Annotated in this window: 21 protein-coding genes; 17 read left to right on the forward strand and 4 right to left on the reverse strand. The window is 68.1% G+C overall.

Going from position 1 to position 24,660, the window contains the following annotated elements; all coding sequences use genetic code 11:
* Positions 1-21: 21 nt before the first annotated feature.
* Positions 22-1,005, reverse strand: a complete 984-nt coding sequence (locus CJ177_RS14480) for an LLM class F420-dependent oxidoreductase (protein ID WP_025433250.1) — start codon at positions 1,003-1,005, stop codon at positions 22-24.
* 199 nt (positions 1,006-1,204) lie between these two features.
* Here CJ177_RS14480 and CJ177_RS14485 point away from each other — a divergent pair, with 199 nt between their 5' ends.
* The 3 genes from CJ177_RS14485 (at position 1,205) to CJ177_RS14495 (ending at position 8,317) form a co-directional block, all read left to right on the forward strand.
* Complete coding sequence (locus CJ177_RS14485) at positions 1,205-5,731, forward strand: non-ribosomal peptide synthetase (RefSeq protein WP_095867990.1); 4,527 nt, start codon at positions 1,205-1,207, stop codon at positions 5,729-5,731.
* 31 nt (positions 5,732-5,762) lie between these two features.
* Positions 5,763-6,539, forward strand: coding sequence for an RsiV family protein (locus CJ177_RS14490; protein ID WP_095867991.1), 777 nt, complete (start codon positions 5,763-5,765; stop codon positions 6,537-6,539).
* 155 nt (positions 6,540-6,694) lie between these two features.
* A complete protein-coding gene (locus tag CJ177_RS14495; RefSeq protein ID WP_179443243.1) occupies positions 6,695-8,317 on the forward strand; it encodes an NAD(P)/FAD-dependent oxidoreductase in 1,623 nt (540 codons plus the stop codon).
* A gap of 73 nt (positions 8,318-8,390) precedes the next feature.
* On the opposite strand, the gene CJ177_RS14500 is transcribed toward CJ177_RS14495, so the two are convergent.
* Positions 8,391-8,897 (reverse strand): hypothetical protein, encoded by a 507-nt coding sequence (locus tag CJ177_RS14500; protein ID WP_061041239.1) that lies wholly within the window; start codon positions 8,895-8,897, stop codon positions 8,391-8,393.
* A 226-nt stretch (positions 8,898-9,123) separates the two neighbouring features.
* Between CJ177_RS14500 and CJ177_RS14505 the strand changes: the two genes are divergently transcribed.
* From CJ177_RS14505 to CJ177_RS14525, 5 genes are all read left to right on the forward strand, one after another.
* Entirely contained in the window at positions 9,124-10,284 is a 1,161-nt protein-coding gene (locus tag CJ177_RS14505; RefSeq protein WP_037182512.1) for a Rieske 2Fe-2S domain-containing protein, read from the forward strand.
* A 29-nt stretch (positions 10,285-10,313) separates the two neighbouring features.
* A complete protein-coding gene (locus CJ177_RS14510; protein ID WP_095867993.1) occupies positions 10,314-11,495 on the forward strand; it encodes an acyl-CoA dehydrogenase family protein in 1,182 nt (393 codons plus the stop codon).
* A 37-nt stretch (positions 11,496-11,532) separates the two neighbouring features.
* Positions 11,533-12,438, forward strand: coding sequence for a biphenyl-2,3-diol 1,2-dioxygenase (gene bphC, locus CJ177_RS14515; RefSeq protein WP_061697372.1), 906 nt, complete (start codon positions 11,533-11,535; stop codon positions 12,436-12,438).
* Positions 12,439-12,609: 171 nt separating this feature from the next.
* Positions 12,610-13,401: an IclR family transcriptional regulator gene (locus tag CJ177_RS14520; RefSeq protein ID WP_007297613.1), complete on the forward strand. Its 792-nt coding sequence runs from the start codon at positions 12,610-12,612 to the stop codon at positions 13,399-13,401.
* 19 nt (positions 13,402-13,420) lie between these two features.
* A complete protein-coding gene (locus CJ177_RS14525) occupies positions 13,421-14,374 on the forward strand; it encodes an alpha/beta hydrolase (RefSeq protein WP_095867994.1) in 954 nt (317 codons plus the stop codon).
* 2 nt (positions 14,375-14,376) lie between these two features.
* Here the strand turns inward: CJ177_RS14525 and CJ177_RS14530 are convergent, their stop codons facing one another.
* Positions 14,377-15,108 carry a PadR family transcriptional regulator gene (locus CJ177_RS14530; protein ID WP_061697374.1) on the reverse strand — a complete coding sequence of 244 codons (732 nt, stop codon included), beginning with the start codon at positions 15,106-15,108 and terminating at the stop codon, positions 14,377-14,379.
* Between the two features lie 130 nt (positions 15,109-15,238).
* On the opposite strand from CJ177_RS14530, the gene CJ177_RS14535 reads away from it, so the two are divergent.
* The 9 genes from CJ177_RS14535 (at position 15,239) to CJ177_RS14575 (ending at position 23,568) form a co-directional block, all read left to right on the forward strand.
* Positions 15,239-15,757 carry a flavin reductase family protein gene (locus tag CJ177_RS14535; RefSeq protein WP_025433248.1) on the forward strand — a complete coding sequence of 173 codons (519 nt, stop codon included), beginning with the start codon at positions 15,239-15,241 and terminating at the stop codon, positions 15,755-15,757.
* 118 nt (positions 15,758-15,875) lie between these two features.
* Positions 15,876-17,591 (forward strand): FAD-binding protein, encoded by a 1,716-nt coding sequence (locus CJ177_RS14540; protein ID WP_095867995.1) that lies wholly within the window; start codon positions 15,876-15,878, stop codon positions 17,589-17,591.
* Entirely contained in the window at positions 17,592-17,846 is a 255-nt protein-coding gene (locus CJ177_RS14545; protein WP_005251194.1) for a hypothetical protein, read from the forward strand. It abuts the gene before it with no gap.
* A 12-nt stretch (positions 17,847-17,858) separates the two neighbouring features.
* A complete protein-coding gene (locus CJ177_RS14550) occupies positions 17,859-18,659 on the forward strand; it encodes a mycofactocin-coupled SDR family oxidoreductase (RefSeq protein ID WP_061041234.1) in 801 nt (266 codons plus the stop codon).
* Positions 18,660-18,661: 2 nt separating this feature from the next.
* Complete coding sequence (locus tag CJ177_RS14555; RefSeq protein WP_005251199.1) at positions 18,662-19,492, forward strand: mycofactocin-coupled SDR family oxidoreductase; 831 nt, start codon at positions 18,662-18,664, stop codon at positions 19,490-19,492.
* Between the two features lie 103 nt (positions 19,493-19,595).
* Complete coding sequence (locus CJ177_RS14560; protein WP_095867996.1) at positions 19,596-20,078, forward strand: nuclear transport factor 2 family protein; 483 nt, start codon at positions 19,596-19,598, stop codon at positions 20,076-20,078.
* Positions 20,078-20,839, forward strand: a complete 762-nt coding sequence (locus CJ177_RS14565) for an SDR family NAD(P)-dependent oxidoreductase (protein ID WP_005251203.1) — start codon at positions 20,078-20,080, stop codon at positions 20,837-20,839. The genes CJ177_RS14560 and CJ177_RS14565 overlap by 1 nt, the downstream gene beginning before the upstream one ends.
* Positions 20,840-21,109: 270 nt before the next feature.
* Positions 21,110-21,976, forward strand: coding sequence for a TauD/TfdA family dioxygenase (locus tag CJ177_RS14570; protein ID WP_095867997.1), 867 nt, complete (start codon positions 21,110-21,112; stop codon positions 21,974-21,976).
* 56 nt (positions 21,977-22,032) lie between these two features.
* Positions 22,033-23,568 (forward strand): phospholipase C, encoded by a 1,536-nt coding sequence (locus CJ177_RS14575; protein ID WP_005251207.1) that lies wholly within the window; start codon positions 22,033-22,035, stop codon positions 23,566-23,568.
* A gap of 10 nt (positions 23,569-23,578) precedes the next feature.
* Here the strand turns inward: CJ177_RS14575 and CJ177_RS14580 are convergent, their stop codons facing one another.
* Positions 23,579-24,556 carry a Gfo/Idh/MocA family protein gene (locus CJ177_RS14580; RefSeq protein WP_061698554.1) on the reverse strand — a complete coding sequence of 326 codons (978 nt, stop codon included), beginning with the start codon at positions 24,554-24,556 and terminating at the stop codon, positions 23,579-23,581.
* Between the last annotated feature and the right edge of the window lie 104 nt (positions 24,557-24,660).

Genomic DNA, 24,660 nt, shown 5'->3' on the forward strand with positions numbered 1-24,660 from the left:
TATTCCGGGCGGCTGGAACGGTCAGGCGTCGACCAGGGGACGCAACGTGCGCCCGGTGAGTTCGACGATGCCGGGTTCGTGCCCGTTGGCGACGAGATTGAGGACGATGCCGTCGATTCCCGTGTCGAGGACACGGGTCTTCAGCTGCTCGGCCACCTCGTCGGGGGCGCCGCAGAACTGCCGGTCGGTGGCGGCGGCGCGTTCCTCGTCCGACGCCTTCGACAGGTCGACACCCTGTGTGAGCAGGAAGTCGTGCTGGAGCTGCCGGGCGCGGTCGCCGTCCTCGTCGATGATGACGAAGGCCAGGTAGCTGGTCTCCAGCGTGGACCGGTCGCGACCGATCTCCGAGCACCGGGCATCGAGAGCCTCGAGCTTGCGCGGCAGTTCACCGGCATTGCAGATGATGTTCAGGTGGTCGGCGAACCGGGCGGCGAGACCGAACGTCTTCTTCTCACCGCCACCTCCGAGCATGATCGGCAGGTTGTCGCGGATCCGCGGCTCGTTGATCGCGTTCTCGACGTGATACCACTTGCCGTCGAACGTCGGACGTTCGCCGTGCAGCATCGGCGCGATGATCTGCAGCGCCTCGTCGAGTCGTTCGAATCGGTCGGTGAACGTGCCGAACTCGTAGCCGTACTGCTTGTGCTCGAGTTCGAACCAGCCGGCGCCGATTCCGAGGACGGCCCGTCCGCCGCTGGCGACGTCCAGGGTGGTCACCGCCTTGGCGAGCATGGGCGGGTTGCGGTAGGTGTTGCCGGTGACCAGCGCGGACAGCTGGATGTTGTCGGTGGCCGTGGCGAGGGCGCCGAGGGCGGTGTACGCCTCGAGCATCGGTTCGTCGGGCGCACCGATACCCGGCAGCTGATAGAAGTGGTCCATCACGAATGCGGTGTCGAAGCCCGCGGATTCGGCCTCACGGGCCTGCGCGACGACAGTCGGGAACAGGTCCGCGACGGGGGTGGAGTAACTGAAATTCGGCATCTGATATCCAAGGCGAATAGTCACCCGTTCGACGCTACTCGGATGGCGGCCGCGGCACCTCCCCGAATTCGAGGGTAGGCAGGTGTGCACCCTGGGGTGCCTGGTGGAGGCGGTGCGCGTCGAGCAGGCTGATGGTTGGTGCCATAGCAGTCGCCGATCCGACATCCGCGACGACTCTGCGCAGTGGGGTGATGGAGTGCAGAGCGCAGCCCGAGGGGGAAAGATGAACATCGATTTCGATTCGCAGCAATCCGGCGGCACGGCGTGCGCCTGCCCGGAAAGGCCCACGCTTGTCCGGCCCGACGTCGCCATCGTGGAACGCCCGCTCGGGCACCCGACGCGACCGACTGTGGGCGCCTTCCCGCTGACCGCGGCGCAGCGGTCCATCTGGTTCGCGCAACAGCTCACGCCGGAGATCCCGTACGTCATCGCCCACTACGTCGATCTGCGCGGTCCGGTCGAACTTGCCGCTCTCTGTGACGCCACCCGTCGCGCGAATCGCGAATTCGGCTGGGGATCGGTGCGCCTGGTGGACATCGACGGGCAGCCGCATCAGGTCGTGGACCCGACCGTCGACGACCGGGTACCGACCACCGACCTTCGCGGCGAGGACGATCCCGTCGACGCTGCCCACCGCTGGATGCGGAACGACCGGAGCGCTCGCACCGACATGTACGACGGACCGCTCCTCGTCTCGCACATTCTGCAGCTGGGCGACGATCACTACTACTGGTACTCCCGCGCTCACCACATCGTGTCGGACGGGTACGCCGCCATGATGCTGATGAGCCGCACGGCCGAACTGTATGTCGCTGCCATCGAGGGCAGGGAACCGCCGTACAGCCGAATCGTGGGACCGGAACCTCTCGTGCGGGAAGACGCGACCTACCGTGCCTCCACCCGGTTCGCCCGGGACCGCGACTACTGGCGCGACACCGGCGGCGACCCGGCTTCGGTCCTCAGCCTCAGCGGCCGCACGGCGCGACCGGACACCGACGCCCGGACGGCGACCGGGCACACGAGCCCGAGCGGGATCTCACGGAATTCGACGGCCGTGACGGTCGCCGCCTTCGCCTCCTACCTCGCCAGGATGACCGGCGTCGACGACGTCGTCCTCTCGCTGCCGGTGTCGGCGAGAACGACGGCCCGCCTCAGGTATTCGGGCGGTTCGGTGTCCAATGTGATCCCGTTGCGGTTGAAGGGAATCGGCTCTGCCTCCATCCGTGAGGCGGTCGGATCCGCCGAGACAGCGTTGACGGCGGCACTGCGCCATCAACGCTACCGCCGCGAGGACATCGGCCGGGACCTCGCCACGGGCGGTGTCGAACTCATGCATTTCGGTCCGGTGGTCAACGTCATGATGTTCACGAAGGAGATCACGCTCGGCGCCGTGAACGGGACGGTCCGGGTGCTCACCACCGGTCCCGTCGCCGACATCGCCGTCAACATCTATCCCGGGGCCGAGGGCAGTGCCGCCCGGATCGACTTCGAGGGAAATCCGGCACTGTACGACCACGCCGAACTGACCGGACATCACGCGCGTTTCCTCGCCTACCTCGACAGGTTCACCGCATCGATCGAGTCGGAACGACCGGTCGCCGACCTCGACATCTTCCTCGCCGGCGAGCGCGGAGATTTCGCTCCCGCGCAGGGACTTCCGGATGCGGACCCGATCACACTCGACCGCCTCCTCGCGGGGACCGTCGCGAACGCCCCGGAGGCGACCGCGATCCGCGACCGCGGGCGGGAACTGTCCTACGGCGACCTGGACCGGCTCGCCGGCAGGCTCGCCCGCGTCCTGACCGGCCGGGGCATCGGGCCCGAGAGCATCGTCGCGGTCTCCATCCCGCGGTCGCTCGAGTCGGTGCTGGCGTTGTGGGCCGTCGCGAAGGCCGGCGCGGCCTACGTTCCGATCGATCCCTCGCACCCGAGCGCTCGCATCGCGTACACCCTGGACGATTGCGGCGCGACGGTCGGGCTGACCGTCCACTCGGAGCGTTCCCGACTGCCGGGCACCGTCGCATGGCTGACCATCGATATCGACGACCTCGAAAACCTCTGTGAAGAAACCCTCCCCGGTGCGGAACGGACCCGTCCGCTGCTCGTGGACCATCCCGCGTATCTGATCTATACGTCCGGGTCGACGGGAGCGCCGAAGGGCGTCGTCGTCACCCATCGCGGCCTCGCCAACCTCGCGCAGGAGATTCGGGACAAGTACGCGGTGTCCGCGCGTTCTCGTGTCCTGCATTTCGCCTCACCGAGCTTCGACACCGCGCTCGTCGAAGTGCTCGCGGCCTGTGTCGGCGGCGCGACCCTCGTCGTGACCCCGCCCGGGGTGTTCGGCGGCGAGGAACTGTCACGACTGTTGCGCGACGAACACGTCACTCACCTCCTGATGACGCCGTCCGCCCTGGCCGCCATCGACTCCTGCGCGATGGACGAACTGGAGTTGGTGCTGGTCGGAGGGGAGGTGTGTCCGCAGGAGCTGGCGCGGCGGTGGGCCGGTGGCCGAACCATGCGGAACGCGTACGGTCCGACGGAGACGACGTGCAGCGTCACTCTCACGGATCCGGTGTCACCGGACGAGCGGATGACGATCGGCTCTCTCATGCGCGGTGTGGACGCCGTGGTTCTGGATCACCGTCTACGTCCGCTTCCGCCGGGCGCTGTCGGTGAGCTGTACCTCGCCACCCCGGCACTCGCCCGGGGCTACCATCGGCGCCACGGGCCGACCGCTGCCCGGTTCGTCGCCGACCCGTTCGGCCGCAGCGGATCCCGGATGTTCCGCACCGGGGACGTGGTGCGGTGGACGGCGGCAGGAACGCTCGAGTTCCTGGACCGGGCGGACGACCAGATCAAGATCCGGGGATTCCGTGTCGAGCTGGGCGAGATCAACGCCACGCTGAACACGCATCCGGGCGTCGCCTTCGCCGCGACGGTGGTGCAACGGAATTCGGCCGGCGACCCGAACCTGGTGTCCTACATCATGGCCGACGGGGACGCGTCGATCGATCGTGAAACGTTGAAGGCGCACCTGGCACGGTTCCTGCCGGACTACATGGTTCCGAAATCGATCATGCTCGTGAACTCGATCCCGTTGACTCCGACCGGGAAGCTCGACCGGGCGGCGCTCCCGCTGCCGGAGTTCGGCTCGGATTCGGTGCCTCATCGTGCCCCCGAGACCCCGGCCGAGCGCCGCGTCGCGCGGGTGTTCGCCCAGGTACTCGGCGTGGCTTCGATCGGTGCCGATGATTCCTTCTTCGATCTCAGCGGCGATTCGCTGTCGGCCATCCGGGTGGTCGCGACGATCAACGCCGAGCTGGGCACCACTCTGGGCGTGCGTGAACTCTTCGACGCACCGACGGTCGCGGCACTCGCACGGACGATCGCGGAGACCGGCGCACACCCGCAGAACGCGGGGCGCCCCCGCGGGCCGAAGTTGGGCGCCGCACCACTGCCGGACCTGGTGCCGCTGTCCCCGTCGCAGTACTTCATCGACCGCACCGTCGTGCAACCCGCTCTCCACAACATCCCCTTCACGGTACGAGTGCGCGGCGGATTCGACGTCGACGCCCTGCGCTCGGCGATGGCGGATGTGCTGGGCCGGCACCGCTCACTGCGGACGGTGTTTCCCGACTCGCCGTCGGGGCCGTACCAGCGTGTGCTCGACGTGGCCGATGCGTTGCCCGACCTGACTCCGGTGGAGACCGGCGCCGCGGACGTGGAAGCGCAGACGTCGGAGCTGCTGTCCGCGGGATTCGACGTGCGGCGCGAGCCTCCTCTGCGTGCCCGGCTGTTCCGGCTCGGCGACGGCGACCACCTTCTGGCCTGCGTCGTCCACCACATCGCCGCCGACGGCTGGTCGCTCGCACCCTTGGCACGAGATCTCGCCGACTCCTACCGTGCCCGGTCGACCGGCAGTGAGCCCGCGTGGGAGCCCCGGGTCGTGCACTACGCCGACTACACGGTGTGGCGTCGGGCATTGCTCGGCGACGAGAACGACCCGGACAGCATCGCGTCCCAGCAGATCGCCCACTGGACGAAGGAACTGTCGGGACTTCGGGGGGAGCTCGCGCTGCCCACCGATCGCCCCAGGCCGCACCGGTGGACCTATCGAGCGGGACGACTTCCGTTCTCGCTCGACGAGCATGCGCACCGAGGCCTGCTGGCCACCGCGCACGAGCACCACGCCAGCCTGTTCACGGCGCTCAGGTCGGCCGTGGCGGTTCTGCTCGCCCGCGTCAGCGGCGACCCCGACATCGCGATCGGAACTCCGATCGCGGGCCGGGGAGACCCGGCGCTCGACGACGTGGTGGGGATGTTCGTCAACACGCTGGTTCTGCGCACGCGGGTGGACCCGACGATGACGCTGTGCGACATCGTCGATCGGTCACGCGGCGTGGAGCTTCGCGCTCTGGCGAATGCCGACGTGCAGTTCGAGCGACTCGTCCAGGTGCTCGACCCGCCGAGGTCACCGTCCCTGCACCCACTGTTCCAGGTTGCGCTGTCGCTGAACAACTTCGCTCCCGCAGCCCTGAACGTGTCCGGGCTCGACTTCGAGGTCACACCCCGTCCACTCGACATCGCCAAGTGCGATCTGCACTTCCACTTCACCGAACGTCACGACGTCGACGGCCGGCCCGACGGTATCGACGCCGAACTGGTGTATTCCGCCGACCTCTACGACGTGTCCACCGCACAGGGTTTCGTCGACACGCTGCACACCATCGTCGACCCGATCGGTAGGTGACCCCGCGGAATCGACGTGGTACAGATAGCTCATGAGCGGCATCCGGAGATCTGGTCGGGCAGCGGCGCTCGTCGCGGGCGTCCTCGCACTGGCCGCCTGCTCCGACCAAGCAGGCACCGCAGTGAGCGAGCCGTCGACAACGACGACCGTGTCCGCCGCGGACACGTCCAGTGCCGAGGCGACCACGCCCGCGAGCCTGCCGTACACGGAGACGGAGCTGCAGGTCACGGGTTCCACCGGCCGTGTCGGCTACGACGTCCTCATCCCGCAGATCGAGGGTGGAAATCCGGCGGTCACCGCCGAGTTCAACGAATCGATGCGGGCCGCACTCCAGGACCAGATCGACGGCTCGGGCACCGACGCCTTCACGCTGAGCAGCCAGGAGCACAGCGTCGCGCACATCGGCGAGCACGTGATCAGCGGTCTGCTGGTGACGTCGTGGAACGCCGATCCGCCCGGTGCGCATCCCACCCCGATCGTCGCGACGGTGGTGGTGAATGCCGATACGGCCGCGCCGATCACGCTTGCCGATCTCTTCCCCGACCTGCCTGCGGGACTGCAGGCGCTGTCGGACGAATCCGCGCGTCTGCTCCCCGCGACGGTCGCGGGACCGGATTTCGAGCGCAGCGGCATCGAACCGACCGAGGCGAACTTCGCCAACTGGCTGGCCACCCCGGCAGGCATGGAGATCCATTTCAACGATTACCAGGTGGGACCGCACGCCATCGGACTCGTCACCGTCACCGTGCCGTGGGACGCCCTGACCGACGTGATCGACCCCGCTCTCGCTCCCGTCGTGTCGAGTTAGGCGCTGCCCGACCGCTCACCGGGAACGAACCTGTGGCTGCCCCGGTGCCGCGACCTACCGTCCCAGACAGGCCTTTGCTGCCGAATGTGTCTGTCGAATGGGAGAGGAGCGCGCCCGTGAGTGCACGCACCGAAGTTGATGCTCGTGCGAATCGGATCGGCGACGTGGACGCGGTTGTCGTCGGCGCGGGATTCGCGGGTCTGTACGCCGTCCACAAGCTGCGGAGCCTGGGGCTGACCGTCCAGGGTGTGGAGGCGGCGGGAGGCGTCGGCGGGACGTGGTTCTGGAACCGCTATCCCGGCGCCCGGTGCGACGTGGAAAGCGTCGACTATTCGTACTCGTTCTCGCGGGAACTCGAGCAGGAGTGGGACTGGAGCGAGAAGTACGCCACCCAGCCCGAGATCCTGGCATACATCAATCACGTGGCGGACCGGTTCGACCTGCGTGACCGTTTCCTGTTCGGTACCCGGGTGACCTCCGCGGAACTGGACGAGGAGACGCTCCGGTGGGAGGTGCGCACCGACCGCGGCGACGTCCTGTCCGCCCGGTACTGCGTCTTCGCGACCGGTGCGCTGTCCACCGCGAACACGCCGAACATTCCGGGCCGCGAATCGTTCACCGGCGACACGCATCACACCGGCCGGTGGCCGCACGAGGGTGTCGACTTCACCGGCAGGCGGGTCGGGATCATCGGCACCGGTTCCTCGGGGATTCAGTCGATTCCCCTCATCGCCGAGCAGGCCGAGCACCTGTACGTGTTCCAGCGCAGCGCCAACTACAGCGTCCCGGCGGGCAACCAGACGTGGGACGACGAGATCCGGCGCGCGATCAAGGCGGGATACGACGAGCGCCGACGGCTGTCCCGGGAGAGCGGTGGCGGCTCGCCGTACAACGCGCACCCGAAGTCCGCGCTGGAGGTCTCCGACGAGGAACGTCGCGACGCCTACGAGACGCGATGGAAGCTCGGCGGGGTGCTGTTCGCGAAAACCTTTCCGGACCAGACGAAGACCGAGGCCGCGAACGCGACGGCACGCGACTTCGCCGAGGAGAAGATCCGCCTGCTCGTCGACGACCCCGCCGTCGCGGACAAGCTGATCCCGAACGATCACCCCATCGGGACCAAGCGGATCGTCACCGACACCCACTACTTCGAAACGTACAACCGGCCGAACGTCACCCTGGTGGATCTGAAGGCGGCGCCGATCGAATCGATCACCCCGTCGGGTATCACCACCGCCGACGCCGACTACGCCCTGGACACGCTGGTGTTCGCCACCGGATTCGACGCCATGACCGGCGCCCTCGACCGCATGCGGATCGTCGGGCGCGACGGTGTGTCGCTGTCCGAGTACTGGAGTGAGGGACCGAAAACCTATCTCGGTCTGGGTGTTCCGGGGTTCCCGAACCTGTTCGTCGTGACAGGCCCGGGGAGCCCGTCGGTGCTGGCGAACATGGTGCTCGGCGCCGAACAGCACGTCGACTGGATCGCGGACTGCATCGAGCACCTGTGGGAGAAGGACCACGACGCGATCGAGGCGTCCGTCCCCGCCACCGAGCAGTGGGTGGAGCACTGCCGTGAGCTCGCCGCGCAGACCCTGTTCCCGTTGGCGAACTCCTGGTACATGGGCGCCAACATTCCGGGCAAGCCCCGCGTGTTCATGCCGTACCTGGGAGGCTTCGGCGCGTACGGGCGGATCTGCGCGGACGTCGCGGAGGAGGGGTTCCGCGGTTTCGAGTTCAGCCGGTCCCGGACGAGGCTGGCCGACCCGGTGGGATAGTTTCCCAGACATTGGTCAGCCGCGCAGGCAATTGCCTGCGCGGCTGACCAATTCGTGGGAGAACGGGACGCGCTCAGCCAGGGAGTGCGTACGTGGCCCACGCCTGCGCGAGCACGTCACCACCCTGCGTGCACGTGACGGTGACGTCCGCCATGCGTGTGCCGTCCTGGACGTACGTCTGCTGAAGCGACGACGTGAAGTCCGCACCGGACGGCACGGCCCGCCGGATGCGGGTCCGGAACCTGCGGAGGGCACCGGGGAACTGCTCGGCGCAGTAGCGCTCCAGCAGGTCCACCGATTGGTCGTCGGGCGTGACGGTCCCGGTGAAGCTGTTCGTCCAGAACTCGAAGACCAGCTGCTCGTCGCGGTTGCGGAAGCGGACGAGCAGGTCGTGGTCGCCCACCTTCCGGACCTGCGCGGACAGGGCGTCGTCCGACGTCCGGTGCGGTCGCAGCAGGAGGAAGTCCTGTTCGACGGCCGCCCCCGGCTCGGGTGCGACGACCACCCCGCTCGGGACGGCGTCGGCGCAGAGCCGGCGAACCTCCGCTGTGCACGGCTGCGAAGAGATGAGTGCGGCCATCGTTCCTCCCAATTCACGGGTATGTGATCCGCACGGTAGTCGCCGCGAGCGGTGCACGGGGGGTGTGGTCCCTGTGATCGGGACGCCGACGTTCCGCCGAAGTGGGTGGATGCGAAAGCCTCTCGCTGAGTGGGAGAGTCGGGTACCGCTGCGGACCCGTCGCGCCGACTATGAGCTACACCACACCCCGAGGGTGTTCTTGACGTACAGCGAGGCGGAGGTAGACATGGCGCGCAACAGTGCCGTTGACGGCGACGAAGTCCGGATGATCGAAGTAGGATCGGCACCAACGCGTTTCGCGCGTGGGTGGCATTGCCTGGGGCTGGCGAATACCTTCAGGGACGGTGCCCCGCATCAGGTCGATGCGTTCGGAACGTCGCTGGTGGTGTTCGAAACCTCCGACGGCACCCTCAGTGTGCTCGACGCCTATTGCCGTCACATGGGTGGCAACCTGGCGCACGGCACCGTGAAGGGCGATTCCATCGCGTGCCCGTTCCACGACTGGCGCTGGGGCGGCAACGGCAAGTGCACGGGAATCCCGTACGCGCGACGTGTCCCGCCGCTGGCGCGGACTCGGGCCTGGACGACCATCGAGCGCAACGGGCAGCTCTACGTCTGGAACGACCCGCAGGGCAACCCGCCGCCCGCCGACGTGACGATTCCCGAGATCGAGGGATTCGGCTCCCCGGAATGGACCGACTGGACCTGGAATTCGCTGCTCGTCGAGGGCTCGCACTGCCGCGAGATCGTCGACAACGTGGTCGACATGGCGCACTTCTACTACGTCCACTTCTCGTTCCCGCGCTACTTCAAGAACGTCTTCGAAGGGCACGTGGCCACCCAGTACATGCAGTCGACACCCCGCCACGACATCTCGGTGGGCACCAGCTACGACGACCCCAATTCGACGCTGCGCTCGGACGCGTCGTACTTCGGCCCGTCCTACATGATCGACAAGCTGTGGAGCGAAGCGAACGGCATGATGATCGAGACGGTGCTGATCAACTGTCACTACCCGGTCACCGCGAATTCGTTCGTCCTGCAGTGGGGCGCCATGGTGAAGAAGCCCGAGGGGCTGTCGGACGAGGTGGCGAACGGAATGGCGGCGCAGTTCGCCGAGGGCGTGGAACTCGGGTTCAAGCAGGACGTCGACATCTGGCTGAACAAGTCGCGCATCGACAACCCGCTGCTGTCGGAGGAGGACGGGCCGGTGTACCAGCTGCGTCGCTGGTACCAGCAGTTCTACGTGGACGTCGAGGACATCACCGACGACATGACCAAGCGCTTCGAATTCGAGATCGACACCACCAGGGCGGTGCAGAGCTGGGAGGCGGAGGTTGCCGACAACCTCGCCAACGGCGTCGTGCCGCTCGACACCAACGCCTGAGCCCGGCTCCGAAAAGAAGGACACGACAGATGACCCACGAGGTTCTCGACAACATCATGGCGATCGCGGATCAGCTCCGCGATCAGGCGCCCGAGGCCGAGCGGATCGGCCGGCTGCCCGACGACACGGCGAAGAAGCTCCGTGAGGCCGGACCGATCAAGCTCCTTCAGCCCGGCAAGTACGGCGGCTACGAGGCTCATCCGCGCGAGTTCGCGGAGACGGTGATGGCCGCGGCGTCCCTCGACCCGGCCACGGGCTGGGTGTGCGGCATCGTCGGCGTGCACCCCTGGCAGCTGGCGTTCGCCGACCCGAAGGTGCAGGACGAGGTGTGGGCGGCCGACTCCGACACCTGGATGGCCTCGCCGTACGCGCCGACCGGGATCGCGACCCCGGTCGACGGCGGCTACCTCTTCAGCGGTCGGTGGCAGTTCTCGTCGGGAACCGATCACTGCGACTGGATCTTCCTCGGTGCGATGCTCGGCGACGAGGACGGCGCGATGGCCCTGCCGCCGAAGATGCTGCACATGATCCTGCCGCGCAGCGACTACGAGATCGTCGAGGACTCGTGGAACGTCGTCGGGCTCAAGGGCACCGGTTCCAAGGACATCGTCGTCCGCAACGCCTTCGTCCCCGACTACCGGGTGATGGACGCCGACGAGGTCATGAACGGCACCGCGGTGCAGAAGTTCGGGCGCACCGAGACGCTGTACAACATGCCGTGGTCGACGATGTTCCCGCTCGGAATCTCCTCCGCCGTGGTGGGAATCGCCGAGGGCGCTCTGGCCGCTCACCTCGACTACCAGCGTGACCGCGTCGGCGCGCAGGGCACTGCGATCAAGGACGACCCCTACGTGCTGTTCGCGGTCGGCGAGGCCGCGGCCGACATCAATGCCGCACGACAGGAACTCCTCGCCAACGTCGACAGGATCTGGGACCTCGTCGAGTCGGGCCGGGAGGTCACGTTCGAGGACCGCGCGGCCGGGCGCCGGACGCAGGTGCGTGCCGCGTGGCGTGCGGTCACCGCCGTCGACCAGATCTTCGCCCGCTCCGGCGGCAACGCGCTGCGCATGGACAAGCCGCTGCAGCGGTACTGGCGGGACGCGCACGCAGGCCTGGCGCACGCCATCCACGTGCCGAGCACCGTCTACCACGCCTCCGCGCTCAGCTCGCTCGGCCTCGACCCGGCCGACAACCTCAAGTCGATGATCTGACCGCCGTCGGACCTCGAAAACAGCAGAAGGACAACACATGACAGACATCAAGGGGCTTGGCTACGTCAAGATCCAGACCAACGACCTGGAGCGCTGGCGCACGTTCGCATTCGACGTGCTCGGATTCGCCCAGGGCACGGGCCCGGACGAGGACGCCCTGTACCTCCGCATGGACGAGCGCGCGGCCCGCATCGTGATCGTGCCGGGCGAGACGGACGAGGTCGTCACCATCGGGTGGGAGGTCCGCGATCACGCGGGCCTGGTCCGCGTCCAGGAAGCGGTCGAGGGCGCCGGGATCGCCGTCAAACCGCTGTCGGTGGAAGAAGCCGACGCACGGCGCGTCGAAGAGGTCGTCACGTTCCAGGATCCGACCGGTGCGACGATCGAGATCTTCCACGGCGCCGTCCTCGACCACAGCCCGGTGGTCACCCCGTTCGGCGCGAAGTTCGTCACGGGGGCGCAGGGCCTCGGCCACGTGGTGCTGCCGGTGATGGACTTCAGCGGGGCATTCGACTTCTACACCGAGGTGCTCGGCTTCCTGCCCCGCGGCGCCTTCCGCATCCCGGCACCGCCGGAGTTCGGTCCGATGCGGGTGCGCTTCATGGGCGTCAACGAGCGGCACCACAGCCTGGCGCTGTGCCCGGCACCGCACGGCGGCGCGCCCGGTCTGGTGCACATCATGGTGGAGGTCGACACGCTCGACGCCGTCGGGCAGGCTCTCGACCGCGTCGTCAAGGACGGGTTCTCCGTCTCGTCGACCCTCGGCCGCCACACCAACGACAAGATGGTGTCGTTCTACGTGCGTGCCCCCGGCGGCTGGGACATCGAGTTCGGCACCGAGGGCACGAAGGTGGACGAGAAGTACTACTCCGCGGAGGAGATCACCGCCGACAGCTACTGGGGCCACGACTGGTCCGGAAGCGAACCGCTGGCCGCGATGTAAACGGGTGTCCGGGCCCGGTGTGTGTATCCACTCGATGCGTGCACCGGGCCTTTGGGCTGTTCGGGGCCGTTTGCCCAGCACTATTGCAAATAGGTATATGCCTATTTATAGTAAGTGTCGCCAGTCACACACCGCGTCGCCGCACCGAGCAGCGCCGCTACGGAGGTCCCCATGACGACGACACTCAGCCCCACCCCCACCGCCGGCCTCGATCGCGCCGCCCTTCTCCTCGACGCGTTCGACGGCCCGGGCAGACTCACGCTCGCGCAGATCGTGCGCCGCACGGGGCTTCCGCGCTCCTCCGCGCACCGGATGCTCGAACGTCTCGTCCAGCTGCGGTGGCTCCGCCGGGAAGGCCGGGATTACGAACTCGGGATGCGCCTGTTCGAACTCGGGTCGCTGGCCGTGCACCAGGACCGTCTGCACCGGGCCGCCCTGCCCTTCCTGCACGAACTCCACCGGCTCACCGGGCACGCCGTGCACCTCGCGGTACTCGAGGGAATCGACGTCGTCTATCTGGAGAAGATCGCCGGACGGTTCGGCGTCGGGTTGCCGTCCCGCGTCGGCGGCCGCCAGCCCGCACACTGTACGAGTGTCGGCAAGGTGCTGCTGGCCCATTCGCCGGAGTCTGTGGTCGACCGCGTCGTCGAAGCGGGTCTGCCCCGCAGCACACGTTTCAGCATCGACTCACCCGCGGCGTTCCGCGCCGAGTTGCAGAAGACCCGCGAACGCGGAGCGGCCTACGACCGGGAAGAGGATCTCGTCGGCGTCAGCTGCGTCGCCGTGCCGGTGGGCACCGAGGACAACGTGGTCGCGGCCATCTCCGTGTGCGGCCCGAGCAGCCAGATCAAGCTCGATCACCGTCTGACCGCGCCGATTCGCATGTCCGCCAAGGGAACCTGGCGTAACTACATGTCGACCGCGACGCCGGCCGCCGGACGCGCCGACCGATACTCCGCCTGAGGCGGGCGAAGGAGCACGAATGCCGTTCGATGAGCAGGCCGAGACCATCCTCCGGGGACTGAACGAGAACTTTCCCCGGGTGGAGACCATGACGGGTGCCCAGGCGCGGGCGGCGACGAAGGCGGGACGCAAGGCCGTCGCCGACCCCGAGCCGGTCGGTAGTGTGCGCGACCGGGAGATCCCCGGCGGGGCCGGACCGATTGCGGCACGCATCTATTCGTCCGCGGGGGACCCCGCGGAGTCCCTGCCCATCGTCGTCTTCTTCCACGGCGGCGGGTTCGTGATCTGCGACCTCGACAGCCACGACGGCTTCTGTCGCGCGTTGTGCAACGGGATCGGAGCCGTCGTCGTCTCCGTCGACTACCGACTCGCCCCGGAATCGCAGTGGCCCGCCGCAGCGGACGACGCCTACGCCGCGACGTGCTGGGTCGCGCAGCACGCCCGCGCGTTGGGCGGAGATCCGGACCGGCTCCTCGTCGCCGGCGACAGCAGCGGGGGCAACCTTGCGGCCGTCGCGGCGCTGATGGCCCGGGACCGGGAGGCCCCCGCTGTCGCCGGACAGCTACTGATCTACCCCGTCATCGAACCGGTCTTCGACACCGAGTCCTACGAGGAATTCGCGGAGGATCACTTCCTCACCCGCTCTGCGATGCAATGGTATTGGGATCAGTACCTGCCGACCCACCGCGAGAACGTTCCCGCCTACGCCGCCCCGGTCCGGGCGGAGGACCTCGGCGGGCTTCCACCCGCGATCGTGCTCACCGCCGAACGCGATCCCCTCCGGTACGAGGGGGAGAAGTACGCCGCGGCGCTCGCCGACGCCGGTGTTCCCGTGCAGTGCCGACGGGTCGAAGGAATGTTCCACGGATTCTTGACGATCGACCCGCTGGCCGCGGCGCAGACCGCGCGGCGGGAGCTGTGGCCTGAGCTCCGGAATCTGGTGGCAGAACCGGTGCGGACTCCGTCCGACTAGTCTTAGCGCTCCGCCTCGTCGTCCGCGTCCCGTGCCGCCTTCATCGCGGCCTGGTACTCCTGCTGCGCCGCGCGGGAGCGCCGGATCGAATGTGATTCGGTCGGTTTCGGCACACCGGGATGTTCCGGCGTCCCTTCACCGTGCATCCGCTCGACGGCCTCGTCGATGTCGGCGAGCATCTGCTTCGCGAGCTCGCTCTCGGCCGCGTAGTAGCGCTCGGACCATTTGTTGACCATGTGCGCGAACGCCCACGTGGGTTCGACGTCGGAATCGCGGGCGTCGAGCGCGGCCTGCCTGCTCATCCCCTCCACGTACGAGATGTGCTCCTTCAGGGCATCTTTGAGCTGTTCCGGCTCGGTGAGGTGACCGAGCCACATGCGCAGCATCACACCGTGCTTGAGAACGGGCGGATCGATCGGCGCCTCCCGCGCCCAACTGCGTATGACGGCCATGCCCGCGTCCGTGATCTTGTACAGGCGCTTGGGTTTCACCCGTGCCTCGTCGTCCACGACGGTCCGTGACGTCACATATCCCAGGTCCTCGAGCTTCTTCAGCTCCGAGTACACCTGGCTGAAGGACGGGCTCCAGTAGAAGAACCGCACACTGTACGACGCCCACTTCTTCAGGTCGTAGCCGGACAGCTCCTCGCCGAACGACAGGATGCCGAGTACCGGCCAGCTCGTGGAGCGGAGGCCGGCGAACCCGGAACTCTGTGTGGGGTCGGACGATGGCATTTCCCGAGCCTATCAACCGTGCGCCGCCGACCGGACAGCGCGAAACCCTGCCGCTGGGCGGGACGAGGCATTCCCCGCCGGAAGGCACCGCGGCCAGGCTGAACGCAACCCGTCGATCCGAGGAGACACGATGACCCGAACCGAAGAACCCGTGCCGCCGGTGGCACGACGCATCGACCCCGCCGAGCTCAAGTCGGTGCTCGGGCACTTCTGCACCGGAGTCACGGTGATCACCGCGCACGACGGCGAGAGCCCCCACGGCTTCACATGCCAGTCCTTCGTGTCGCTGTCGCTGGACCCGCCGTACGTGTCGTTCAGCCCCGCACGGACGTCGACCAGCTGGCCGCGGCTGCGGGCGAGTGAACACGTCTGCGTCAACGTTCTCGCTCACGACCAGCGCGACGTGTGCGGGACGTTCGCGACCAGCGGCGCCGACAAGTTCGCCGACGTCGGGTGGTCGCACGCCCGCAACGGTGCCCCGGCGCTGGACGGCGTGCTGGCCCAGGTGCAGGCCACCGTCGAATTCGAGCACGACGCCGGCGACCACACCATCGTCGTCGCGCGCGTCACCGGCCTGGACGTGCTCAGGGATGCGCCGCCGCTCCTGGTGTACCGCGGCGGGCTCGGCATCTTCACCGCGGCCACCTAGCCGCGCTTTCTCCCGCGCGGCGGCGGTGCCGCTGTCTCCCGCTCCGCGGGAAGGGCTGTGGGAAAAAGCAATTGACACCGGCAGGGTGTGATCGAGACCACTTCGGAAGGTGTGCACGATGAGCGTAGACGAGCAGAACTGGGACCGGGAGGTAGATCTCCTGGTGGTCGGCAGCGGTGCCGGTGGAATGACTGCCGCCCTGGCCGGGGCCGAGCGAGGACTCGACACCCTCGTCGTCGAAAAGTCCGGGGTGTACGGCGGTTCGACGGCCCTGTCGGGTGGCGCCCTGTGGATTCCCAACTCGCCGATCCTCGTCCGTGAAGGCCGCGCCGACGACCCCGGCGACGTCCGGAAGTACCTGGAGTCGATCGTCGGCGACAGCGTGCCGGCCGAGCGCCTCGACGCGTACATCGAGCAGGGGCCGGCCATGATGCGGTTCTTCGAACAGAACTGCCCGCACCTCCGGTTCTCCTGGTGCGAGGACTATTCCGACTACCACCCCGAGAACGTGGGCGGACGGCCGAAGGGGCGGACGGTCGAACCGCTGCCGTTCGACATGAACCAACTCGGCGCCGACGGTGACCTGCAGCGACCGAACTCCCTCGCGATGCCGGGTGGGCTGTACATGACGTCCACCGAGTTCCGCCACCTCAACATGTTCTTCCGCACCTGGGCCGGACGCAGGACCGCGCTGGGCGTCGGCTGGCGGTCGGTCGTGGCGATGTTGCGGCGCAGGCGGATGGAGACTCTGGGGCAGGCACTCGTCGGCCGGCTGCGGCTCACGCTCCAGGAGGCAGGGGTTCCGCTGTGGCTGAACTCCCCACTGAAGGGGCTGGTCACGGACGAATCGGGAGCTGTCACGGGCGCGGTCGTCGAGTCCGGAGGGCAGGAACTGCGCATCCGCGCCCGCCGCGGCGTCATGATGGCCACCGGCGGATTCGAGCAGAGCGAGGAGATGCGGAAGCGGTACCTCCGGGAGGGCGGCAAGGACAACTACAGCGCCGGCTCACCCGACAACACCGGAGACGGAATCGTCGCGGGGGAGCAGGTCGGCGCCGCCGTCGATCTGATGGACGACGCCTGGTGGATGCCGTCGTTCCGGCGGCCGGACGGCATCATGCACGTCCTGGTGTCGGAGCGGTCGATCCCGCCGTCGCTGATCGTCGACCAGAACGGGAGGAGGTTCACCAACGAGGCGTCCCCGTACGTGTCGTTCGTCCACGACCAGATCGCCGGTGGTCACGACCCGGTGTGGTTCGTGTTCGACTCGAAGGCCAAGAGCCGCTATCAGTTCGGTGGGGTGATGCCCGGGCAGAAGTTCCCCGGCGAGTGGTTCGAGACGGGGCTGATGCAACGCGCGGCATCCCTCGGCGAGCTCGCGCAGACGATGGGCGTTCCCGCGGAGTCGCTGTCCGCGGAGATCGCCCGGTTCAACGGTTTCGCCCGTGCGGGGGTCGACGCCGACTTCGGCCGCGGCGACAGCGCCTACGACCGGTACTACGGCGACCCGCGACTGCCCAACCCGACCATGGACGAGGTCGACCGGGCCCCGTACTACGCGGTGCGGATGGAAGCCGGTGACCTCGGCACCAAGGGCGGGCTCGTGTGCAACGAGCACAGCCAGGTGTGCCGCGGCAGCGGCGAACCGATCCCCGGGCTCTACGCCACCGGCAACACGTCGGCGTCCGTAATGGGCAACGACTATGCCGGTGCGGGCGCGACGATCGGTCCCGCGATGGTGTTCGGCTGGGTGGGCGCTCGGCATGCAGCCGGGGCGGGGCCCCGCAATGTCACCGGGGCGGGGCCCCGCAATGTCACCGGGGCGGTGAGCTGAGTGCTTCCGGTCGAATGCCGGCGCTGCGGTAACGCGGTGCTCGTGGAGAAATACAGCGAGGCGCACACGAGCGTGCAGTGGCTGGGCGACGCCGAGCAGACCTGCCCGGAGTTCGCACTGCGTGCGCAGGAGGGGGAGCACTCGATGTTCGTCCCCACCTGCGGCGCGCTGCGTGGATCGATCGACGATGCGGTGGAGGACGGGCGGGTGGGGCTCTCCCTGCGCAGTTACCCGACTCCCGGCCGCCTGGACTAGAGGGGACAACCGATGTCACGGATGGCAGGCAAGGTCGCCTTCATCACCGGTGCCGGGAACGGCATGGGACGCAGTCACGCGGTCCGGCTCGCGGAGGAGGGCGCCGACGTCGTCGTCGTCGATCTGCCGTCGGCCGAGGCGGATCTCGCCGAAACCGGAAGGCTGGTCGGCGAACTCGGCCGGCGCGCGGTCGTCGCCCACGCCGATGTGCGTGACCCGTCCGCGTTGCGGGCGGCCGTCGATGCCGGAGTCGCGGAACTGGGGCCCCTCGACGTCGTCGTCGCGAATGCGGGTGTTTGCGACAACCCCGGCCCGGCGTGGTCGATCGACGACGCGGTCTGGCACCGATCGCTCGACGTCAACCTCACCGGCGTCTGGAACACGGCGAAGGCCGCGGTCCCGGCGATGCGGGACGGCGGCGGTTCCGTCGTGATCGTCAGTTCGACCGCAGGCATCAAGTCGGTGGCCGGGGCCGCCCACTATTCGGCGTCCAAGACCGCCGTGGTCGGGTTGGCCCGGACCCTCGCCAACGAACTCGGACCGCAGTTCATCCGGGTGAACGTGCTGCACCCCGGTGCCGTCGGCACCCGTATGACCCTCAACCCGGAGACGATGGCGCGGCTGCGGCCGGACCTCGAAAATCCGACCCGGGACGACGTCGTCCCCGTCCTCGCAGCGAACCACATGCTGCCCGTTCCGTGGCTGGACTCGCGGGACGTCAGCAATGCGCTGCTGTTCCTGGCCTCGGACGAATCGCGATACATCACCGGCACACAACTCGTGGTCGACGCCGGACTGACCCAGAAGGTGTAGAGATGACAGGTCGAGTGAACGGAAGAGTCGTCCTGGTCACCGGTGCCGCACGCGGGATCGGCCGGGCGCAGGCGTTGCGGTTCGCACAGGAGGGCGCGGACGTCGTCGCCGTCGACCTGTGTGGCCCGGTCGGCACGGTGGTGACGCCACCGGCGAGTCCGGAGGACCTCGAGGAGACCGCGAAACTGGTCCGGGACACCGGCCGCCGGATCGTGACCGCGCAGGTGGACGTGCGTGACGGAACGGCGCTCGCCGAGGCGGTCACCGCGGCGGCCGGCGAACTGGGCGGGCTGGACTTCGTGTGCGCCACGGCAGGCATCACGTCCTCGGGTGCCGCGCTGGAGCTCGACTCCGAGACGTGGCAGACGATGCTCGACGTCAATCTGACGGGGGTGTGGCAGACGTGCAAGGCTGCGGCGCCGCACCTGATCGAGCGGGGCGGCGGGGCGATGATCCTGACGAGTTCCATCGCCGGGCTGCGCGGGCTCGTCGGCGTCGCCCACTACACCGCGGCCAAGCACGGGGTGGTGGGCCTGATGCGGTCGCTGGCCAAGGAGCTCGCGCCGCACCGGGTGCGGGTCAACAGCGTGCATCCCACGAACGTGGACACGGACATGATCCAGAACGACATGGTGCGGCGGGCGTTCCGGCCCGACCTCGAGCACCCCACCCGCGAAGAGTTCGCGGCTGCGGCCGTGACGATGAACATGCTGTCGATTCCGTGGATCGAGCCGGTCGACGTGGCCAACGCCGCGCTGTTCCTGGCTTCGGACGAGGCGCGGTACATCACGTCCGTCGCCCTGCCGGTCGACGCGGGCAGCGTCAGTCGATGACCGACGCGGGCAGCACCGGCCGGTAATCCCGAGTCCGCCCCCACACCTGGCGATCCGTGGTAGAACAGGTGTCAGTTTTGGGGGCGGACGAAGGGTGAATTACGTGGATCTCGAGGCCGTCGCCGCGATCAGCAGGCTCAAGTACGCGTATCTGCGGGCCCTGGACACGAAATGCTGGGACGAGTTCGCCGACACGCTCCTCCCCGACGCAACGGCGAACTACGGTGAGCATCTCGCGTTCGAGTCGCGGGACGCGCTCGTCGAGTTCATGAAGTCGAATCTGGGGCCGCAGACCATTACCGAACACCACTGCGGTCACCCGGAGATCGACGTCGACGGCGACACGGCGACCGGACGCTGGTACCTCTCCGACATCGTGCTGATCCCGGAGCACGACACGGTGCTGCGCGGGGCGGCGTTCTACTCCGACCGCTACGTCCGCGGACCGGACGGCCGATGGCGGATCGCCCACACCGGATACGAGCGCACATACGAGGCGGTGATGTCGCTGGCCGACATTCCCAGCTTCCGGCTGACGTCCAACCGGTGGGCAGCCGACACCGAACCCGGCAAAGGAGACTCGTGATGGGGACACTGGACGGCAAGGTCGCACTGATCACCGGCGCCGGTCAGGGCGTGGGCGCCGGCATGGCGTTCGCGCTGGCCAAGGAAGGCGCCCGGATCGCGGTGGTCGGGCGAACGGAGGCGAAACTCGTCGACACGTGCGCCGCCATCGCCGACTTCGGCGGCATCGCCGAGCCGATCGTCTGCGACGTCAGCAAACGCGATCAACTGGGCCCGATGGTCGACCGAGTCGTGGACGAATTCGGTGGCATCGACATCCTCGTCAACAACGCCAACGCGAGCGCGCTCGGACCGCTCCTCGACATCACTCCGAAACTATTGGACCGTGCCATGGCCGTCGGTCCGGTGGCCACCCTGTTCCTCATGCAGCTGTGCTACCCGCACCTGAAGGCGCGCGGCGGCGGCTCGATCATCAACCTCGTCAGCTCCTCGGCGGTGCGGTGGGACACCAGCGGTTACGGCCTCTACGCGGCCACCAAGGAGGCGATGCGCTCGCTCACCCGAACCGCGGCCAGCGAATGGGGACCCGACGGAATCCGCGTCAACGCGATTGCGCCGCATGCACTGTCCCCGGGGCTGAAATGGTGGACGGAGAACAACCCCGAGGAGGCCGCCGAGTTCGTGAAGTCGATCCCGCTCGGCCGGATCGGTGACTGCGAGCAGGACATCGGACGTGCCGTCGTCTTCCTCGTCGGCCCCGACGCCGGTTACCTGTCCGGTGCCACCATCCCGCTCGACGGTGGTCAGGCGCGCTGGAGCTGATCGCCGCCGATTGCCCCGAGCTTGCTCATTTCCCTCCCATCCGGTAGGAATTGCTTCGTGCATACGACTCACCTGGTGCGACGCCTCACCGTCGACCTGTGCCGTACGTGCGCCAACATCTGTTGTTGCTGATGGTCCGGCGCGCGTACCGCGTGCTGTCCACTCCTCGGTAGCCTCCGGCATCCGGTCATTCCTCACGCATTCTCCGCGTTCGCAGGTCCGGGCCGGTGCGCCCGTACCCAGGCACCATCACCTTCGCGGAAAGACACCATGAGTACTGCATTCGAAACCAGAACAGCGTCGCTGACGCTCGACAAGTTCGGCCCCCACTTCGGGGCCGAGATCATCGGCCTGGACGTCGCGTCCGCCACCGACGACGAGGTCGCCGCGATCCGTTCGGCGTTGACCGCGCACAAGGTGCTGGTCCTGCGCGGTCAGTCAGTCGACGACACGAGTCATATCGAGTTCGGTCGCCGGCTCGGCCGGCTGACGGCGGGGCACCCCGTCCACGACAGCGGCGACGTCGCGCAGGAGGTGTACGCGCTCGACAGCCAGGACAACGGTTTCGCCGACGTGTGGCACACCGACGTGACGTTCATGAAGCGACCGCCGCTGGGGTCGATCCTCCGTCCCGTCGTCCTCCCGCCGCACGGCGGCGACACCAACTGGGCCGACAGTCAACTCGCGTACGAGTCGCTGTCGCTGCCGGTCCGGCAGCTGATCGATCAGCTGACTGCGGTGCACGACGGCAACCGCGAGTTCGGGTATTACCTCGCGCAGAAGCGGGGCGGCAAGGGAAACGTCTGGGACGGTGAGGAAGTCACCGCGCTCGTGCCCGTCGAGCATCCCGTCGTGCGGGTGCACCCGGAGACGGGACGCAAGGGCATCTTCGTGAACCCGGGCTTCACGTCCCACATCGCCGGAGTGTCCGAGGCGGAGAGCCGGGGAATCCTCGACTTCCTCTACGCACACCTGACCAAACCCGAGCACATCGTGCGGCACCGCTGGCGCCTCGGCGACCTCGTGCTGTGGGACAACCGCAGCACCGCGCACTACGCCAACCGCGACTACGGAACCCAGCACCGCGTCATGCACCGCATCACGCTGGAAGGTGACGTGCCTTTCGGCCCGCAGTAGAGGAACCTGCGCATTCGCCGGGCGGGTGGCGTCCGCAGCGACTACCGTCACGATCCGTGACCCCGGCATCGGACATCTCACGACGCAAGTTCCTCGCCTCCGCCGCGGCGGCCGGTGGTGCCGCCTTCCTCAGCTCGTGGGCGGGCCCGGTCATCGACCGCGCCTACGCGCAGGACCCGGGCGGCAGTGGGTCGCTGAACGACATCGAGCACTTCGTCTACCTCATGCAGGAGAACCGCTCGTTCGACCACTATTACGGCACCCTGTCGGGGGTGCGCGGGTTCGACGACCCGTCACCTGCGTGGCAGCAGTACGGCTGGACGCCGGGTGCCGGGCCCACCCCGACCGGGTTTCTCAACCCGTTCCGGCTCGACACCACGCAGGGCACACATCTCGACGGCGAATGCATCAACGACCCCACCCATTCGTGGGGTCCGCAGCACGACGCGTGGAACGGCGGCGCGATGGACCGGTGGATGCCGGTGCACATCGCGCACGAGGGGCCGCTCAACGGTCCCGCGACGATGGGCTACTACACGCGAGCCGACATCCCGGTGCACTACGACCTCGCCGACGCCTTCACCATCTGCGATCACTACTTCTGCTCGGTACTCGGACCGACGGACCCGAACCGGCTGTACTGGATGACGGGAACGATCGATCCGGACGGGCTGGCCGGTGGGCCGCTGGTCGAGACGCCGACGGTGATCCCCAGGTTCGTCTACTCCTGGCGCACCTATCCGGAGAACCTGCAGGAGGCCGGCGTCAGCTGGAAGGTGTACGCCAACAAGGACCTCGGCCCCGTGTCGAGTGTCGCGCTCGACGGGATGCTCGGCTGCTTCACGCAGTACAGCGACCCGAATTCGGAACTCGCTCGCCGCGGTCTCGATCCGACGTACCCGAACGACTTCCGGGCCGACGTCGCGAACGGCACCCTGCCCGCGGTGTCCTGGATCGTGCCCAACATCTTCACGTGCGAGCATCCGGCGCTGCCCCCGGCCGCGGGCGCGGTCGGGATCGTCGAGGTACTCGACATCCTCACGTCGAACCCGGCGATCTGGGAGAAGACCGCGCTGATCATCAGTTACGACGAGAACGGCGGCTTCTTCGACCACGTCACCCCGCCCACACCGCCGCCGGGCACCCCGGGTGAATATCTGACGGTTTCGCTGAACACGGTGTCGGAGAGCGAGAACAATCCGGGTCCGATCGGTCTCGGTTTCCGGGTGCCGTCGCTGATCGTCTCGCCGTACAGTCGCGGCGGCCTCGTCGCGTCCGACACGTTCGATCACACGTCGCAGCTCCGGTTGCTGGAGAAGCGGTTCGGTGTGCCCGTCCCCAATCTCACCGAGTGGCGCCGCGGCGCCGTCGGCGACATGACGTCCGCGTTCGACTTCTCGTCGGCACCGAACGCCGGCGTTCCCGTGATGACCGACCCCGGGCCACGCCTGCAGGCGGCGATCGCGCAGTGCGGGCCGAACGTGGCCGCGGGGACGCTCAACGCCGGTGCACCCTACCCCGTGCCGCCGAATTCGATGCCCGTGCAGGAACAGTCGCCGCTGCGGCGTCGCCCAAGCGGGCTGATCATGTAGCGGCCTCTCCTCAGAGGCGCACCGTCCGGCCCTCGTCGATCGACTGCAGGACGGCCAGTGCGGCGGTCACCGAACGCAGTCCGTCGTGTCCGGTCGCCACCGGTTCACCGTTCCCGCGGACGGCGTCGACGAACGCCCGGATCCCTGGTGCGTACAGGTTGTCGACGGTCTCGAGTGGGACGTTCGTGTCCTGCCCGTCCGCGACGATCCGCAGCGTCCCGGTGGGATCGGGGCGCATGCAGTCGCCTGCGACGAGAGTGCCGGACGTTCCGTGGATCTCGAATCCCGTCACGGCGCCCGGGACCGTATATGCGTCGTGGAGCGAGAACAGGGTGGAAGTGCCGAGTACACCACTCGTCATCACGGCGTCCGCCGGACCCGCACTGAGTCCCTGGCACACGCCCACCGCCGTCACGATGGCCGGTTCCATCCCGGTGACGAAGCGGAGCGTATCGATGTCGTGCACCGCGAGGTCGAGCACGACTCCGCCGCCGACGCCGTCGAGACGCCACCCACGCAGGGCCTGGCGCAGCAGAATGGCGTTGCTGACGCGCGCCGACAGGATGTCGCCGATCACACCCTCCGCCAGCAACTTTCGTGCCGCACGGTGAACGGGATGGGTGCGGAGATGATGGTTCGTCGCGAAGACCACCCCCGCGGCCGCGGCCGCGTCGACCATCTTCTGCGCCTGCGTGACGTCGAAGGAGAGCGGCTTCTCGCACAGCACGTGCAGACCCGCGTCGATCGCGGCCATGGCGTGGTCGAAGTGCTTGTCGTTGGTCGAGGAGATGTAGGCGGCCTGGACGTCCCCGCCCACCGCTTCGCGCAGGTCGCCGGTGGCGGACTCGATGTCATTGGCCTGCCGGTAGTCCTCCGCGCGCGCCGCGTCGCCGCTGAGCACGACTGCCGCGGTCTGCCCGCACTCCCGCAACGCGGGGAGTACGCGTGTGGCGGCGACGTTGCTCGCACCCAGAATCGCCCACTTCATGAGCTTCGGTCCTTCCTCGGGCCGGTGGGTCCGGCCTTTCCTCGGCGGGACTGTACGCCGAGTTCCGAGAGCGCACTACTGTTCGATATGCGAACATCCCGGCC

It is taken from the genome of Rhodococcus sp. ACPA1 (genome assembly GCF_002300195.1).
GTDB lineage: Bacteria > Actinomycetota > Actinomycetes > Mycobacteriales > Mycobacteriaceae > Rhodococcus_F > Rhodococcus_F opacus.

Excerpts from the sequence above, each read along its gene's own strand:
- CJ177_RS14485 (WP_095867990.1), top strand. The coding sequence starts at position 1,205 with ATGAACATCGATTTCGATTCGCAGCAATCCGGCGGCACGGCGTGCGCC.
- CJ177_RS14490 (WP_095867991.1), top strand. The coding sequence starts at position 5,763 with ATGAGCGGCATCCGGAGATCTGGTCGGGCAGCGGCGCTCGTCGCGGGC.
- CJ177_RS14500 (WP_061041239.1), bottom strand. The coding sequence starts at position 8,897 with ATGGCCGCACTCATCTCTTCGCAGCCGTGCACAGCGGAGGTTCGCCGG.
- CJ177_RS14505 (WP_037182512.1), top strand. The coding sequence starts at position 9,124 with ATGGCGCGCAACAGTGCCGTTGACGGCGACGAAGTCCGGATGATCGAA.
- CJ177_RS14510 (WP_095867993.1), top strand. The coding sequence starts at position 10,314 with ATGACCCACGAGGTTCTCGACAACATCATGGCGATCGCGGATCAGCTC.
- bphC (WP_061697372.1), top strand. The coding sequence starts at position 11,533 with ATGACAGACATCAAGGGGCTTGGCTACGTCAAGATCCAGACCAACGAC.
- CJ177_RS14520 (WP_007297613.1), top strand. The coding sequence starts at position 12,610 with ATGACGACGACACTCAGCCCCACCCCCACCGCCGGCCTCGATCGCGCC.
- CJ177_RS14525 (WP_095867994.1), top strand. The coding sequence starts at position 13,421 with ATGCCGTTCGATGAGCAGGCCGAGACCATCCTCCGGGGACTGAACGAG.
- CJ177_RS14530 (WP_061697374.1), bottom strand. The coding sequence starts at position 15,108 with ATGCCATCGTCCGACCCCACACAGAGTTCCGGGTTCGCCGGCCTCCGC.
- CJ177_RS14535 (WP_025433248.1), top strand. The coding sequence starts at position 15,239 with ATGACCCGAACCGAAGAACCCGTGCCGCCGGTGGCACGACGCATCGAC.
- CJ177_RS14540 (WP_095867995.1), top strand. The coding sequence starts at position 15,876 with ATGAGCGTAGACGAGCAGAACTGGGACCGGGAGGTAGATCTCCTGGTG.
- CJ177_RS14550 (WP_061041234.1), top strand. The coding sequence starts at position 17,859 with ATGTCACGGATGGCAGGCAAGGTCGCCTTCATCACCGGTGCCGGGAAC.
- CJ177_RS14555 (WP_005251199.1), top strand. The coding sequence starts at position 18,662 with ATGACAGGTCGAGTGAACGGAAGAGTCGTCCTGGTCACCGGTGCCGCA.
- CJ177_RS14565 (WP_005251203.1), top strand. The coding sequence starts at position 20,078 with ATGGGGACACTGGACGGCAAGGTCGCACTGATCACCGGCGCCGGTCAG.
- CJ177_RS14570 (WP_095867997.1), top strand. The coding sequence starts at position 21,110 with ATGAGTACTGCATTCGAAACCAGAACAGCGTCGCTGACGCTCGACAAG.
- CJ177_RS14580 (WP_061698554.1), bottom strand. The coding sequence starts at position 24,556 with ATGAAGTGGGCGATTCTGGGTGCGAGCAACGTCGCCGCCACACGCGTA.